Raw genomic sequence first — 13,098 nt, 5'->3', positions numbered from 1 at the left:
AGAAGCGGGTTACCCGATACCGCCGCTGAAGGCGTCGGCGATCGAACAGGCCGCCGGTCCGAGAATGACGATGAACAGGACCGGCAGGATGAACATGATCAGCGGCACGGTCATGATGGCCGGCAGGCGCGCGGCCTTTTCCTCGGCGCGCATCATACGCTCGTTGCGGAATTCGGCCGAAAGGACGCGCAAAGCGGAAGCTAGCGGGGTACCATAGCGTTCGGTCTGGACCATGGTGGTGACGACGCCCTTCACCGCCTCCAGATCGACGCGGTAGGCGAGGTTGTCGAAGGCTTTCTTCCGTTCGTTGAGGAAGGACAATTCGATAGCGGTGAGCGCGAACTCTTCGCCCAGTTCCGGATAGGCGCGGCCCAGTTCCTTCGCCACCCGGTTGAAGGCAGCATCGACGGTCAGGCCCGCTTCCGCGCAGATGACCAGTAGGTCGAGCGCATCCGGAAGGCCCTTCCGGATCGCGTCCGAACGTTTGGACGCCAGATTGCTGAGGTAGATTTCCGGACCCTTGTATCCGAGAAACACGGCCAGCATCAGCGCACCGTTGCGCTTCATCGGACCCCATTCGGGAAAGGTATCGAGCAAGAAGACGGATACGAATACGAGGCCGCCCAGCAGCACCGGCAGAACGGCGCGCAGGCCGATGATAACGATCGCCAGTTCCTTGTTGCGGATGCCTGCATGGGCCAGCTTTTGCTGAACGCCCTCTACTTGGCTCTCCTGCAACACTTTCATCTTGCCGAGCGTGTCTTTGATCTTCTCGGTCGTGTCGGTCTTGCGAACCAAGCTCTGCCGCTTCTTGGCGGACGAGGTAACAAGGCCCATCTTGAGCTCTTCCCGGCGACCTTCGAGCGCTTTTACGCGCTTGCTCATCGGGTCCTTGATGGTGACCGCGGTGTAGATCGCGAACACCATGGCGGCGGCCGCGATCCCGATGAGGATCGAGCCGACCAGATAGACATCGAAGCCGAGAAGGGTGGGGCCGGTTGCAGCGTCCATAAGTCTAGTCCTTCCCCAGCTCAGATCTCGAAGCTGACCATCTTGGCCATGATGAAGGCGCCAATGCTCATCCACACGAGGCCGCCGAGGCCGGTTACGATCAGACGGTCATCCTCGAAGAAGCCGCCGATATATGTCGGGTTGATCCACCAGATCAGCCCGAACACGATGAAGGGCAGGGCGCCGACAATATAGGCCGAAGCCTTCGATTCCGAGCTCATGGCCCTGATCTTGAGTTTCATCTGCGCCCGCTTGCGCAGCACGTCCGAAAGATTGGACAGGGTTTCGGCGAGGTTACCGCCGGTTTCGCGCTGGATGGCGAGGGTGATGCAGAAGAAGTTGAATTCCGGAATACCGAGCCTGTCCGCCGTTTCCTGAAGGGCATCCTCCATCGTGCGACCGATCTTGATACGCTCCACGACGCCCTTGAATTCCTCGCCGACGGGGCCGGGGACCTCCTGCGCGACGACCGCCAGGGTCTCGGTCACCGGAAGGCCCGAGCGCAGGCCACGCACGAGCAGTTCGATGGCATCGGGGAACTTCGCGTTGAAATTGTTGGTGCGCTTCTTGATCGTACGCCCGACGATGAAATGCGGTAATCCCGCCCCCACCAGTACGCCGATGGCAAGGGACAGGCCCGGCGATCCGCTGCGCAGGAACATGAGCAGCGTCACGACGATGCCCAGTCCGAGCGATGCATAGGCATATTGGCTGAGCGTCCATCCCTTTCCGGTTCGGTCGAGCCGATTGGCCAGCGCCTCGATCCGCGAGGTCGATCCGGCGACTCGCTGCATTTTCGGCTTGCGCGCGGCAATGGCCTTTTTGAGCTGGGATTCGACCTTGGCGTCGGTGCTTTCCGAATGGCGATAGCGAAGCTGCTCCAGCCGCCGCTGGCTCGCCTTGGCCGCATTCGGGCCGGAGAGCATGGCGTATCCTATCGCCAGCAAGGCGAGGACCCCGACGGCCACAAGCACCGGCTGGATGATATTCATGCGTAGTCTCCGTCCATTTGCAAGCTACCCGAAGCGCGTCCTGGGTGCGGTCATTCCACAGGCTGGGCGGCCGGTGCGTCCTTTTTCTTCGCGAGCAGATTCTTGAAATCGAAACCGCCGAGCAGCGATTTCTTCGCGCCGGTCTCCTCGGCCGCATCGGCCTCTTCGGTGCCGATACCGATGACGCGGGCGCAAAGCTGCTTGATCACTCCCGTCGCCTTGGCTCCGCTATTGGCATCGACGAAAGTCTTGCCGAGCTTGGCGGCATTGGCCGCAGCCTTCTGATCGTAGGGGATCGTCACATCGATCTTGCGCTCGATCGAGGCTTCGAAATCGGCCTTGCTGATTTCGGCAGCCCCCGGTTGAACCTTGTTGGCCGCGATCACGACATGCGAATGCGGTGCATTCGTCTTGAGCCACGAAAGGATGCGGATCGTATCGCGGGCCGAGGCCAGCGACATTTCGGTGGCGAGCACGACGACGTTTATATCGTTGAGCAGGTGAGGGAAATTGATCATCATATTGCGCGGCATGTCGAGCACGGTCATTTCGAATGAATGCCTGAACTCTTCCTGCAACTGCACGAAAGCCGAACCGTCGGTCATCAGCGGATGATTGATCGGCGCCTCTGCCGAAAGGATCGCGAGATTGTCGCTCGCGCGGATCATCGCGCGTTCGATGAACAGCCCGTCGATCCGGCTCGGATTGTCGATCGCGTCGGTCAGCCCGCGACCGGGTTCGAGATCGAGCGCCAGAGCGCCAGTGCCGAAATGCACATCGAGATCGAGCAGGGCGGTCGGCATGTGTTTCTCGGTGGCGAAGAGCCAGGCGAGTGACGTCGCGAGCGTGGATGCGCCAACGCCGCCCCGCGTGCCAATAACGGCAGTCGACATATGGCGTTTGACGCCCTCGGCTTCGCCGGTGCGGGGAGCGAGAAAAACAGCCTGCGCCTGATTGAGCGAATCGCGCAGCATATTGGCCGATAACGGCTTGAGCAGGTAATCGTGGATGCCGCTTGCGAGCAGGTCGCGATACAGGCGCACATCGTTGACCTGGCCGATGGCGATCACCACCGTGCCCGGTTCGCAGACTTCGGCCAGCGCGTTGATGTCGTTCAGCGGGTCGCCGCTTTCGGAAAGGTCCACCATCAAGATGTTGGGGCTGGCCGAAACCGATAGAGACTGAATCGCGTTGCGTAATCCGCCCTTATTGCATTTCTCGGGCTGCCAGCCGAGCTCAATCACCACCGGGCGCAGTACATCGAGAGCATTATCGTCGCAGATATAGGCCGCAAAGGCGTCGCGGTTGCCCGCCATGCCGGATTTGAGTGAAGCGCTCATGGCTGCTTAATCTCCCTTGCTGCTGACTTGCGACAGACCGCCCGCGCCGGTCGGAGCCTTTTCGCGATAGGCTTCGATCGCCTTGGTCGAAGTGGTGACCACGGTCTCGCCCGAGCCCTTCTGTCCCGAAATGAGATCTTCCGGGTTTGCGATCATCGCAGCGAGATTGCCGTTCACCGCGCAGCCGTAACCAGGGTAGGTTGCGTTATATTCGTTTGCTTCGTTGTTGGCCGACCAGTCGGGACACCCGGGAACACTTGCCGTCGAACGGGTTATGACGATGCGCGCCTCACCCGGATCGATGTAGTCGGGAGTGACCGGGGAATTCTCGCTGACCAGCAGGCCATGCCGCCCGGCGAGAGCGGCGAGATCCTCTCTCACGGCCGGATTGGCGGTCGGATCGTCGAGCGAGATGCGATCGCCATAGCCAAGTTCCATGGCGTCGAACCAGCCCGCGACACGGCGCTGCTCGCCGAGCGGCAGGCCATCGCCCGCAGTGCGTATGTCGAGCGTGAAGTTGGTCCGTTCGACAACGGGCTGACGAGCGCTGTAAAGCGAACGGTTTTCGGTCGGGAAACCGCCGCAGGCGCTCAGTGCGAGGCCGAGCGAGGCGGCCAGCGTACCGGCGAGCTTGCGATTGAATGCGATAGCCATGTTACGCGTCCCCTTATTCGAAACTGAAACCGGGCTTGGCCGAGGCGGTCCGCTCGTTGCGACGCGCTTCGGTTTTCCCGTCTGATGCTTGCTGATCGCCACCGTCAACCGGCGTTCCTTGCGAAATAGCAGGTGCGGCAGGCTGCGACTGAACGGCTCGTGGTTTCGGACGGTCGCCGCCGGTCACGCCGTCGCTTTGCTGGAAGCCGAGCAGGCGCTGGAATTCGGTCGGCTTGCGGAAACCGTCGGTCGGCAGCTTGATGTCGTTTCCGTCGATCGGTTTCACCAGATAAGGAGTCACGACGATCACCAGTTCGGTTTCGCCCTTGCGGTAAGTGGTCGATCGGAACAGGTTGCCGAGGATCGGAACATCGCCGAGGCCCGGAGCCTTGTCGATCGTATTGGTCGCGTTGTTCGACAACAGGCCGGCGATCATGAAGCTCTGGCCCGAGCCCAGCTCGACAGTGGTTTCCGCGCGGCGGGTCACCAATGCGGGCACCTGGAAACCTTCCAGCGTGATCGCGCCCTGGCTGGACAATTCCGATACTTCCGGACGTACGCGCATCGAGATACGACCGTTCGAAAGCACGGTCGGCGAATAGGCCAGACTTACGCCATATTTCTTATATTCGATCGAGGTTGTGCCAAGGCCCTGACTCAGCGGAATCGGGAATTCGCCACCGGCCAGGAATTCGGCCGTTTCGCCCGAAAGCGCGGTGAGATTGGGCTGCGAAAGCGTGGTCACGAGCCCTTCGGTTTCTGCCAGGTCGAGCGCGGCGCCGATGTCGAGACCGAGAAACTTGCCGAATGCCCCCAAGGTAGTGCCCGGCGAAATCGGGTTGACGGTGGAGCCGGGCAATTCCTCGATCTCTCCGGTCACGGGATTCAAGAATCTTTCGATGATCTTCGAACCGGTTCCCAGCGCCCTTCCGGGGGTGAATTCGGGAATTGCGCCTTGCCTTCCCTGGCCGATGCCGAACTTGAACCCGCTGCTGCTGTCGATGCTGGTCAGGTTGACGCCGAGCGCCCGCACGAAGCTGCGGCTTACCTCGGCGATGCGAACCTGCAGGTTCACTTGCAGCGGGGTGGCCATGCGCAGCCGGCTGATGACATTCGCATCTTCCCCGACAAAGGCTTCCACCAGGCGCTGTGCTTCTTCCGCATCCTCGGGACCGGCAACGGTTCCGGTGAGGAGAATGACATTGGATCCCATGGTCGCGACCGATATCTTCGCCTGGGGCATGGCCAGCGCGAGAAGCTGATCGATGCTGCCGATGTTGGAACCGACGCGGATATTGGCCGACCAGATGATGTCTCCGGCCCGGTTGCTGGCGTAGATCGTGGTTTCGCCGCCCGCCTTGCCGAAGACGTAGAGCTGACGCTGGGATTTCACCTGAACGTCGGCAATCTGGTCGTTGGCGATGAAGACATCGGCCATGGCGCCGGGGACGTTGACCAATTCGCCGCGACCGATCGAAAGCACGATTTCCGAGCTCGGGCTCACGATCGACTGGGCTGTCGCGACGCTCGTCGGCGCGCTGGCCAGTGGCGCGATGGCCAGACTGGCGACCAGCAATTTCGTGTTAAGTCGACGTTTCATGGATGTGCCCCCTGATTGGCTACCCGTTTTTTCTTTCCGGCTCATGCGACGGCAACCGGCTGCGCGACCGGCCCGATCGTGGCTGGTAGCGAGGTTCCATCGGCCTGCCCGCCCTTGATGACGCCGGTCACGGCGCTGATCTTGGCGGCGCCGACCGGGACGCGTTCCGTTTCCTTGCCACGGGTGACGCGCACGCTCGGCCCCTGGCGGACGGGCATGCTCGGTTCCCCGGCTGATTGGGGCGGCGGCGGACCCGCTACCGCGCCCTGCGGCGGTACCGTGCGACGCTGAAAACGCGAGACGTCGCCGCCGGTCACATAAGTGCTTTTCCCGTCGTCGGGGCGCGCCATGGCCTGACGCAAGATGCGTTCCTCCTCTTCGGGAGTCGCGTCGTCGGGAATGGCGATGTCGCCTGCGGCGATCGCGCGCTCGAGCTCGGTCTGGTTGTCGGCCAGCGAGCGCAACGAAAGGCTAAGCGTACCGATCGTCTGCGCCACGGCGATCTTCTCGGCTATGACGGGCGTGACCTCGAGTGTGACGGTGCGAAATTCCTTCACCACCGTCGAACCGTCTTCGGCCTGTTCCGAAACGGTCGACTGGTCCGTAGCCAGGACGCGAAGGTTACGTAGAATGGTTTCCGACGCGTTCAGGCTTGCGCCGTCATTGCCCCCCACTTCCTGGGTCAGCACCATGTCGACACGGTCGCCGGGAAAGACGAATCCGGCCACACCCGACTGAGCGGTGACGGGAACGGTAATGGCCCGCATGCCCGGGGCGAGGGCGGCGGCGAGGAAGCCGCGATCGCCCGGCGCGACGAGCGAACCCTGCGTGACCGGTTCGCCGGCGGTTATCGGGTGACGAACAACCGTACCGAGAAGCTTGTTCATATCGGCTTCGCCGTCGAGGAAGTAAGCGTCCTGAACCAGTTCTTCGGGCCAGAGCTGGTACCCGATCGCGTCGGCCGTTATGATTGTGCCTACAGGCAGCGCCCGCTGCGCGACGAGGACTTTGGGACCGCGCGCTTCGACCTGGGCGGCTTCGGCCTGAGGCGCGCTCGCACCGGCAAACATGCTCCGCGCGATGAGCGCCGTACCCACTGCAACGATCAGTGCGGCGACCAGCAGAACCAGTTTCTTCCTATCCATGGCTGTCTAGCCTCTCTCGTTCGGCCCGCGGAATCCCGGTGCGGGCAAGTATGGGTTCGTGCTGTAGGGTCGAATTGGTTAAAATCGCGTTCTCAGCCGCCGGTCATGGCCGGGTGGGCGGCCAGCAACTGCCCGCTGGCGACGATCCAGATACCGGCGAGCGAAATAGCTGGGCCATAGGGAACCCAGAGATCGCGCTCGTGCCGCCGAATGATGCGGATCGACCCAAGGGTGACCACGAGCAAGATGGCGAATGGAGCGAGTATCACAGCGATGGCCGCAAGGGGGCTGGAAGAAGTCGTTTCGACCAAACCCTCCGGCACGGGCAGCGTCGGCCCGCCGAGCACGGCGCTGGCGAAAAGCACGGCAATCAAGGTGCCCAGAACCAACAGCGCGGAATCGCGCGCAGGGCTGGTCTTGAAGGCATTGGAATGGGCCACCCGCCAGGCACCGACGGCCATGGTCAGCACCCACCCCAGCATCGCCATGGCCACCAGCAAAAAGGTGAATTGCGAAGGCGGTATCCACAAGGAAAGGGCCGTGAGCAGCTTTACGTCTCCACCCCCCATCTGGCGGATGGCGAAGAGTACGCAGCAGACCGCGAAAACGACGGCTGCCAAACCCAGTTGAAACGCAATCCCGGGCCATAGCGGCAGCCCGATCGACAGCCAGTATAGCGGCGCGCCGAGTGCCACCGTCATCGTCAGCCTGTTGCTGATCGTCCGGCTCTTGAGGTCGGTGACGATTACCCAGAGGAGTGCGATTGCCAACCCGGCAAGCAATACGTAGGTGAAAATCTGGCTTTGCATGACGCCCCCGACGCTTCCTTGACGGGAGGTGCTACACGAGCGTGCTTACCAAAAAGTAACCATTGAGGAGGTCGAGATCACCGGCATGTCAGCGTCACACCAGACAATCGACCGCCGCGTTATTCCCCCTCCGGCAAAAGAATCGACTTTCACGCTGGCCGATGGGCACGCCATCAGGCGGATCGACTGGCCGGGGGTAGACGAAGGCGGGCGCGGTTCGCTGCTGTTCCTCCCGGGACGGGGTGATTTTTACGAAAAATACCTCGAAACGCTCGATCACTGGCATCGCGCAGGTTGGCGTGTCACGGCGGCCGACTGGCGAGGTCAGGCGGGCTCCGGCAGGCTGGGCGGCGATGCTGTTACCGGCCATATCGACGATTTCGCGACCTGGAGCGAAGACCTCGCCTGTCTGTGGAAGGCGTGGAAAGCGAAAACACCTGGGCCGCATATCCTCGTTGCCCATTCGATGGGTGCGCATGTGGTGATGCGCGCACTGGTCGATGGTCTCGTCGATCCCGAAGCAGTGGTTCTGAGCGCGCCGATGATCGGCATGGCGGGGCCGCCCCTACCCCTGGCTGTGCTTCATGGTGTCGCGCGAGTGATGACCCGGATCGGCAAGCCGACACGGCCGGCGTGGAAGTGGAGTGAAAAGCCCGGTGAAATGCCCGCCCGCCGCCGCGACCTACTCACTCATGATGCCGACCGCTATGCGGACGAGCTGTGGTGGCGCGAAAAACGGCCCGAGCTGGTGATGGGGCCGGGAAGCTGGGGCTGGGTAGAGCGCGCCTACGCTTCGGCCCGCCGATTGGGCGAGGCGGGGGCGATGGAAGCCGTCCGGGTTCCCGTCCTTATAGTCAGCACCTCGGCGGACAGGCTGGTCGATCATGCGGCGGCCGTCCGCGCGGCGCGGCGCCTGCCCCGCGGCGAACTGATCGAGTTCGGGGAAGAGGCGCATCACGAAATCCTTCGCGAAGTCGATCCCGTGCGTGAGCGCGCGCTGGCGGGTATCGACGAATTCCTCGATCGCGTGGCCCCGCGGAAATGACCATGACCGTTTACGATTTTGCCATCGTTGGTGCCGGGATCGCGGGGGCCAGCCTCGCCGCTGAATTGTCCGCGGGCGGTGCCCGTGTGCTTCTGCTGGAGGGGGAAGAGCGCCCGGGCTATCATGCAACGGGGCGCTCGGCGGCGTTCTGGGAAGAATGTTACGGCGGGCCTGAAATCGTGCCGCTGACGCTCGCTTCGGGGCCTTTTTTGCGTGACAACGGCTTTCTGCGCCAGCGCGGTGCCCTGTATATCGCCAGGGAGGGCGACGAGGAGCTGGTGACGCAATTCATGCGACGGTTCGTTCCGACCGGAGCCTCGATCCAGCACATGGGCCGCGCGGATATCCAGAAGAAATTGCCCGGAGTCCGGCGCGTCTGGTCCGATGCGATTTGGGAACCGGTATGCGCGGATATCGATGTGGCTGCGTTGCACTCGCACTATCTGGCCTTGGCGCGCGAGGGCGGTACCCGGCTCGAATGCAGAGCACGTGTCGTCGATCTCGATCGCGGCCAGGGGGAATGGACTATCGCTGTCGCAGGTGGGGAAACCTTCCGCGCCGCAGTCGTAGTGAATGCGGCAGGCGCATGGGCCGACGAATTGGCAAGGATTGCCGGCGCAAAGCCTGCCGGCATCGTTCCCTACCGCAGGACGGTCGCGCAGGTACGGGTAGACCCGCCCGTCGACGAAGACCTTCCCCTGGTGCTCGACATTCGCGGGCGCTTCTATTTCAAGCCCGAATCGGGCCGCCTGTGGCTCAGCCCGCACGATGAGGAGCCGAGCGAGCCCTGCGACGCGGCGCCGGAGGAACTGGCAGTTGCCGAAGCGATCGCGCGGCTCGAGGAAGTCGTCGACTGGAAGGTGATGGCGGTAGAGCACAAATGGGCGGGACTGCGCAGCTTCACCGCGGATCGGCGCCCGGTCTATGGCTACGATCCTGAGGCCGCCGGTTTCGCCTGGTTCGCCGGGCAGGGCGGGTTCGGGATCCAGACGGCTCCCGCTGCGGCGCGGCTCGCCCGGCAGCTTTTGCTGGACGAAGAGCGCGATGCGATGACCGGGCACCTCGATGCGGACCTCTACTCGCCCGCCCGCTTAGCCTAGCCAAGGGCGCGATACGCGCTAGGGTGGTGAACCCCCCGTAGAGTAGGAGCGACGACCGATGGGCCACCATTTCGAAATCTACAAGGACAAGGCGGGAGAATTCCGCGTGCGCTTCAAATATAACGCCGAAGTGATGTTCTCGACCGAAGGATATTCGTCGAAGGCGAGTGCGCAGAATGCCATCGATTCGATCAAGAAGAACGGCCCGGGGGCCGAAGTCGTCGACAACAGCTAGTCAGGGCTAGCCCTGGCGCGCGATACGGTCTGCCTCGTCGCTGGCGAGGCGGTCCACGCGGTCGTTTTCTTCATGGCCTGAATGGCCTTTGACCCAGTGCCATTCGACATTGTGCCGTTCGGTCAATTCGATCAGGTCGTGCCACAGTTCCGCATTGCGGACCGGTTTGCGGCTGGCATTCACCCAACCGCGTTTCTTCCAGCCGTGGACCCACTTGGTGATCCCGTCGATCAGATATTTGCTATCGGTGTAGAGATCGACTTGGCAGGGCTCGATCAATGCGCCCAAGGCCTTGATGGCAGCGGTCATCTCCATCCGGTTGTTGGTGGTCTCGGCTTCGCCGCCGCTGATTTCCTTCTCATGCGGCCCCATTCGCAGCAGCGCCCCCCAGCCACCCGGACCAGGATTTCCCTTGCAGGCACCATCGGTAAAAATTTCGACCTTTTTCATGCGAAGGCGCTTTGACCTGCTGCACGATAGAATTCCAGCCGCCGCATGAAATCCATCGGGTTCTTTCGCTGGACCAAGGCATCCTCGGGCGTGTCGAGCCAATCTTGCGCACGGCTGGCGATGAACCGCAGACAGGCTCCTTCGGCCAATAAGGGCAAGGCCGACCGTTCGATTTCGTTCAGCGGACGGGTTTCTTCATAGCCTTCGACAAGCGCGCGGCCGAGCCGCTCGTCGAACTGCTCTCCGCAGGCGTCGAAGCACCAGGCCGCATGGGTCACTGCCAGATCGTAGGCCATGGCGCCGGTGCAAGCGAAATAGAAGTCGATCATTCCCGTAACCCGCTCGCCGAGCATCAGCACATTGTCCGGGAAAAGATCTGAATGGATGATCGATTGCGGCAATTCCTCGGGCCACTTACGCAAAATGCCCGCGCCGATCTCAAGAATGGCGGGAAGCTCCGTATCGATACCGTGCAGGGCGGCTGTTCCGCATTGTCGTAAGATGGCCAGCGTATCGGCGGGGGCCAGATCGTTGGGTCTTGCCCTGGGAAAATCATGGGCTGCCAGATGCGCCCGTGCCAGCGCGCTTCCTACCGCGCGGGCTTGCCCAGGTTCCGGACTGGTCGGCGAAACGCCTGGCAGAAACTCGATGAGGGCTACGGCCTTGCCATCGACCATGCGCCAGGCATCGCCCGCACTATCGTGAATCGTACGCGGCACCGGGCAGCCGGCTTCCGAAAGATGATCGAGCAGACCCAGGAAGAAAGGCAGATCCGCCGTGTCGATCCGCCGCTCGTACATGGTGAGGATGAAACGCCCCTCGCTCGTTTCCACCAGCCAGTTCGAATTCGACACGCCTTCCGCGATGCCCTTGGCGGAAACCAGATCGCCGACATCGTAATGCGCGATGAGGCGCGCCAGCTCCTCCGCGCCGAGGTGGGTATAGACGGCCACGTTATTCGGTGAGTTGGCGAGGGAGCTTGAAGATCATGTTCTCTTCGGCCGAGGTGACGATTTCCTCGTCGACCAGCCGCCAGTCGGACAAACGATCGACGACCTCGCGTACCAGCTTCTCCGGAGCCGATGCCCCGGCGGTAAGGCCCACGGTGCCGACGCCTTCGAGCCAGCTCGGATCGATTTCGTCGGCGCGCTGGATGAGTCTCGCCTCGGTGCCCATCCGATCCGCGACTTCGACAAGCCGGAGCGAGTTCGAGGAATTGGGCGCACCGATGACCAGCACCAGATCGCAGCTCGCCGCGATCTGCTTGACGGCGGCTTGCCGGTTGCTGGTGGCGTAGCAGATGTCCTCCGCCTTGGGCGCGACAATCTGCGGGAAACGTTCTTCCAGGGCGCGGATGATATCGCGCGTATCGTCCACCGAAAGCGTGGTTTGCGAGAGATAGGAAAGCGCATCGTCGGGCGAGAAATCCAGTTTCGCGACATCCTCGACGGTTTCGACCAGAGTGATCCGGCCCTCGGGAACCTGCCCCATCGTTCCGATGACTTCCGGATGGCCGGCATGGCCGATGAACAGGATGTGCTGCCCCTTTTCGATCTGACGCTCGGCCTGGCGGTGGACCTTGCTCACCAATGGGCAGGTGGCATCGACATAGAGCATCTTGCGCCGCTCGGCCTCCGCCGGGACGGTCTTGGGAACACCATGCGCGCTGAACACGACCGGCGCATCGTCGGGCACCTCGTCCAGTTCATCGACGAAGATTGCGCCCTTGGCTTTCAGGCTGTCGACGACATAGCGATTATGCACGATCTCGTGCCGGACATAGACCGGGGCACCATATTTTTGCAGCGCCCGCTCGACAATTTCGATCGCCCGATCGACACCGGCGCAAAAGCCGCGGGGCGCAGCGATCAGCAGTTTGAGCGGGAGGCGCGGGTCGCCATCGGAAACGGCAGGCGTGGATGGAAAGGGGGCATTCATGTGTCGCCCTCTAGCGCTTTCGCGCGGGCCAAGCTAGGGCAAGCCACAGCCTCCAGGGGCTATGAATTCGAATGACCGCAAAAGGGAAATTAGCCGCATGACCATCCGTACTCGCCTTCTTCCCGCGCTTGCCCTTGGCCTGGCGTTGGCCGGTTGCGCAAGGGAAGGTGAACTGGTCGTCGATCAGGGCGTCGGCATTTCCGCAGTTCGGACGACGTGTCCTGCCGTGGGAATTCCCGATTACACCGGCGATATCACCACTTTTCGCACCCCGGGTTCGACCACGATGGCGGATCTCGACGTGACGGCGGCGATCACCAATCTTCGTTCGAGCTGCAATGAAGAAACGGGCGACCGGGTGTATACCGAAGCGACATTCGATGTGGTCGCGCGCCGTGCCGATACGCGGGGCGCCCGGTCAGTTATGTTGCCGTATTTTTCGACCGTGGTCCGCGGCGGATCGGCCGTGGTGACGAAGCGTGTCGGAAGCGTCACCCTGCAATTCGCCGACGGGCAGGAACGCACTCAGGCGCGGGGCACTGCCGGGGCCTATGTCGATCGCGGCGCCGCGACGCTTCCGGCCGACATTCGCGAACAGATCACCCGCAAGCGCAAGGCCGGCGATCCCGACGCCGCACTCGATCCGCTGGCCGATCCGGCCGTGCGCGCAGCGGTGCAGCGGGCCACCTTCGAGTTGCTGATCGGGTTTCAACTGACCGAAGACCAGCTCCGCTACAACGCCACGCGCTAAGCGCGCTCGCATCTTGCCATTTCGCGCC

Annotated in this window: 14 protein-coding genes; 4 read left to right on the top strand and 10 right to left on the bottom strand. The window is 62.6% G+C overall.

The features are described from left to right. Positions 1–9: 9 nt before the first annotated feature. From L5849_RS06990 to L5849_RS06960, 7 genes are all read right to left on the bottom strand, one after another. Complete coding sequence (locus L5849_RS06990) at positions 10–1,011, bottom strand: type II secretion system F family protein (RefSeq protein ID WP_236924967.1); 1,002 nt, start codon at positions 1,009–1,011, stop codon at positions 10–12. Between the two features lie 20 nt (positions 1,012–1,031). Continuing rightward, complete coding sequence (locus tag L5849_RS06985) at positions 1,032–2,003, bottom strand: type II secretion system F family protein (protein ID WP_115416144.1); 972 nt, start codon at positions 2,001–2,003, stop codon at positions 1,032–1,034. Positions 2,004–2,053: 50 nt separating this feature from the next. After that, a complete protein-coding gene (locus tag L5849_RS06980) occupies positions 2,054–3,343 on the bottom strand; it encodes a pilus assembly protein CpaE (protein ID WP_236924966.1) in 1,290 nt (429 codons plus the stop codon). Positions 3,344–3,349: 6 nt separating this feature from the next. Beyond that, positions 3,350–3,997: a CpaD family pilus assembly protein gene (locus L5849_RS06975; RefSeq protein ID WP_236924965.1), complete on the bottom strand. Its 648-nt coding sequence runs from the start codon at positions 3,995–3,997 to the stop codon at positions 3,350–3,352. A gap of 13 nt (positions 3,998–4,010) precedes the next feature. After that, a complete protein-coding gene (locus L5849_RS06970; RefSeq protein ID WP_236924964.1) occupies positions 4,011–5,597 on the bottom strand; it encodes a type II and III secretion system protein family protein in 1,587 nt (528 codons plus the stop codon). A 41-nt stretch (positions 5,598–5,638) separates the two neighbouring features. Then, entirely contained in the window at positions 5,639–6,742 is a 1,104-nt protein-coding gene (cpaB, locus tag L5849_RS06965; RefSeq protein ID WP_115416148.1) for a Flp pilus assembly protein CpaB, read from the bottom strand. Between the two features lie 92 nt (positions 6,743–6,834). Continuing rightward, positions 6,835–7,551 (bottom strand): prepilin peptidase, encoded by a 717-nt coding sequence (locus tag L5849_RS06960; RefSeq protein WP_236924963.1) that lies wholly within the window; start codon positions 7,549–7,551, stop codon positions 6,835–6,837. Between the two features lie 85 nt (positions 7,552–7,636). On the opposite strand from L5849_RS06960, the gene L5849_RS06955 reads away from it, so the two are divergent. The 3 genes from L5849_RS06955 to L5849_RS06945 are packed head-to-tail and all read left to right on the top strand — an operon-like array spanning position 7,637 to position 9,931. Next, entirely contained in the window at positions 7,637–8,596 is a 960-nt protein-coding gene (locus L5849_RS06955; protein ID WP_236924962.1) for an alpha/beta hydrolase, read from the top strand. 2 nt (positions 8,597–8,598) lie between these two features. Next, positions 8,599–9,696: an FAD-binding oxidoreductase gene (locus L5849_RS06950; protein WP_236924961.1), complete on the top strand. Its 1,098-nt coding sequence runs from the start codon at positions 8,599–8,601 to the stop codon at positions 9,694–9,696. Positions 9,697–9,754: 58 nt separating this feature from the next. Further along, a complete protein-coding gene (locus L5849_RS06945) occupies positions 9,755–9,931 on the top strand; it encodes a YegP family protein (RefSeq protein WP_236924960.1) in 177 nt (58 codons plus the stop codon). A 6-nt stretch (positions 9,932–9,937) separates the two neighbouring features. Here L5849_RS06945 and rnhA read toward each other — a convergent pair whose 3' ends face one another. The 3 genes from rnhA to ispH are packed head-to-tail and all read right to left on the bottom strand — an operon-like array spanning position 9,938 to position 12,319. Beyond that, positions 9,938–10,381: a ribonuclease HI gene (gene rnhA / locus L5849_RS06940; protein ID WP_236924959.1), complete on the bottom strand. Its 444-nt coding sequence runs from the start codon at positions 10,379–10,381 to the stop codon at positions 9,938–9,940. Next, complete coding sequence (gene thrB / locus L5849_RS06935; protein ID WP_236924958.1) at positions 10,378–11,334, bottom strand: homoserine kinase; 957 nt, start codon at positions 11,332–11,334, stop codon at positions 10,378–10,380. Before thrB ends, rnhA begins: the two co-directional genes overlap by 4 nt. 1 nt (position 11,335) lies before the next feature. Next, positions 11,336–12,319 (bottom strand): 4-hydroxy-3-methylbut-2-enyl diphosphate reductase, encoded by a 984-nt coding sequence (ispH, locus tag L5849_RS06930; RefSeq protein WP_236924957.1) that lies wholly within the window; start codon positions 12,317–12,319, stop codon positions 11,336–11,338. A gap of 97 nt (positions 12,320–12,416) precedes the next feature. Between ispH and L5849_RS06925 the strand changes: the two genes are divergently transcribed. Then, on the top strand, positions 12,417–13,070 hold the full coding sequence (locus L5849_RS06925; RefSeq protein WP_236924956.1) for a hypothetical protein: 654 nt from the start codon (positions 12,417–12,419) through the stop codon (positions 13,068–13,070). Positions 13,071–13,098 lie beyond the last annotated feature (28 nt).

It is taken from the genome of Erythrobacter sp. SN021, from assembly GCF_021864455.1.
Note: the sequence above shows the minus strand (reverse complement) of the source record. Positions and strands in the feature narration are given on the sequence as shown.

Excerpts from the sequence above, each read along its gene's own strand:
- L5849_RS06990 (WP_236924967.1), bottom strand. The coding sequence starts at position 1,011 with ATGGACGCTGCAACCGGCCCCACCCTTCTCGGCTTCGATGTCTATCTG.
- L5849_RS06985 (WP_115416144.1), bottom strand. The coding sequence starts at position 2,003 with ATGAATATCATCCAGCCGGTGCTTGTGGCCGTCGGGGTCCTCGCCTTG.
- L5849_RS06980 (WP_236924966.1), bottom strand. The coding sequence starts at position 3,343 with ATGAGCGCTTCACTCAAATCCGGCATGGCGGGCAACCGCGACGCCTTT.
- L5849_RS06975 (WP_236924965.1), bottom strand. The coding sequence starts at position 3,997 with ATGGCTATCGCATTCAATCGCAAGCTCGCCGGTACGCTGGCCGCCTCG.
- L5849_RS06970 (WP_236924964.1), bottom strand. The coding sequence starts at position 5,597 with ATGAAACGTCGACTTAACACGAAATTGCTGGTCGCCAGTCTGGCCATC.
- cpaB (WP_115416148.1), bottom strand. The coding sequence starts at position 6,742 with ATGGATAGGAAGAAACTGGTTCTGCTGGTCGCCGCACTGATCGTTGCA.
- L5849_RS06960 (WP_236924963.1), bottom strand. The coding sequence starts at position 7,551 with ATGCAAAGCCAGATTTTCACCTACGTATTGCTTGCCGGGTTGGCAATC.
- L5849_RS06955 (WP_236924962.1), top strand. The coding sequence starts at position 7,637 with ATGTCAGCGTCACACCAGACAATCGACCGCCGCGTTATTCCCCCTCCG.
- L5849_RS06950 (WP_236924961.1), top strand. The coding sequence starts at position 8,599 with ATGACCGTTTACGATTTTGCCATCGTTGGTGCCGGGATCGCGGGGGCC.
- L5849_RS06945 (WP_236924960.1), top strand. The coding sequence starts at position 9,755 with ATGGGCCACCATTTCGAAATCTACAAGGACAAGGCGGGAGAATTCCGC.
- rnhA (WP_236924959.1), bottom strand. The coding sequence starts at position 10,381 with ATGAAAAAGGTCGAAATTTTTACCGATGGTGCCTGCAAGGGAAATCCT.
- ispH (WP_236924957.1), bottom strand. The coding sequence starts at position 12,319 with ATGAATGCCCCCTTTCCATCCACGCCTGCCGTTTCCGATGGCGACCCG.
- L5849_RS06925 (WP_236924956.1), top strand. The coding sequence starts at position 12,417 with ATGACCATCCGTACTCGCCTTCTTCCCGCGCTTGCCCTTGGCCTGGCG.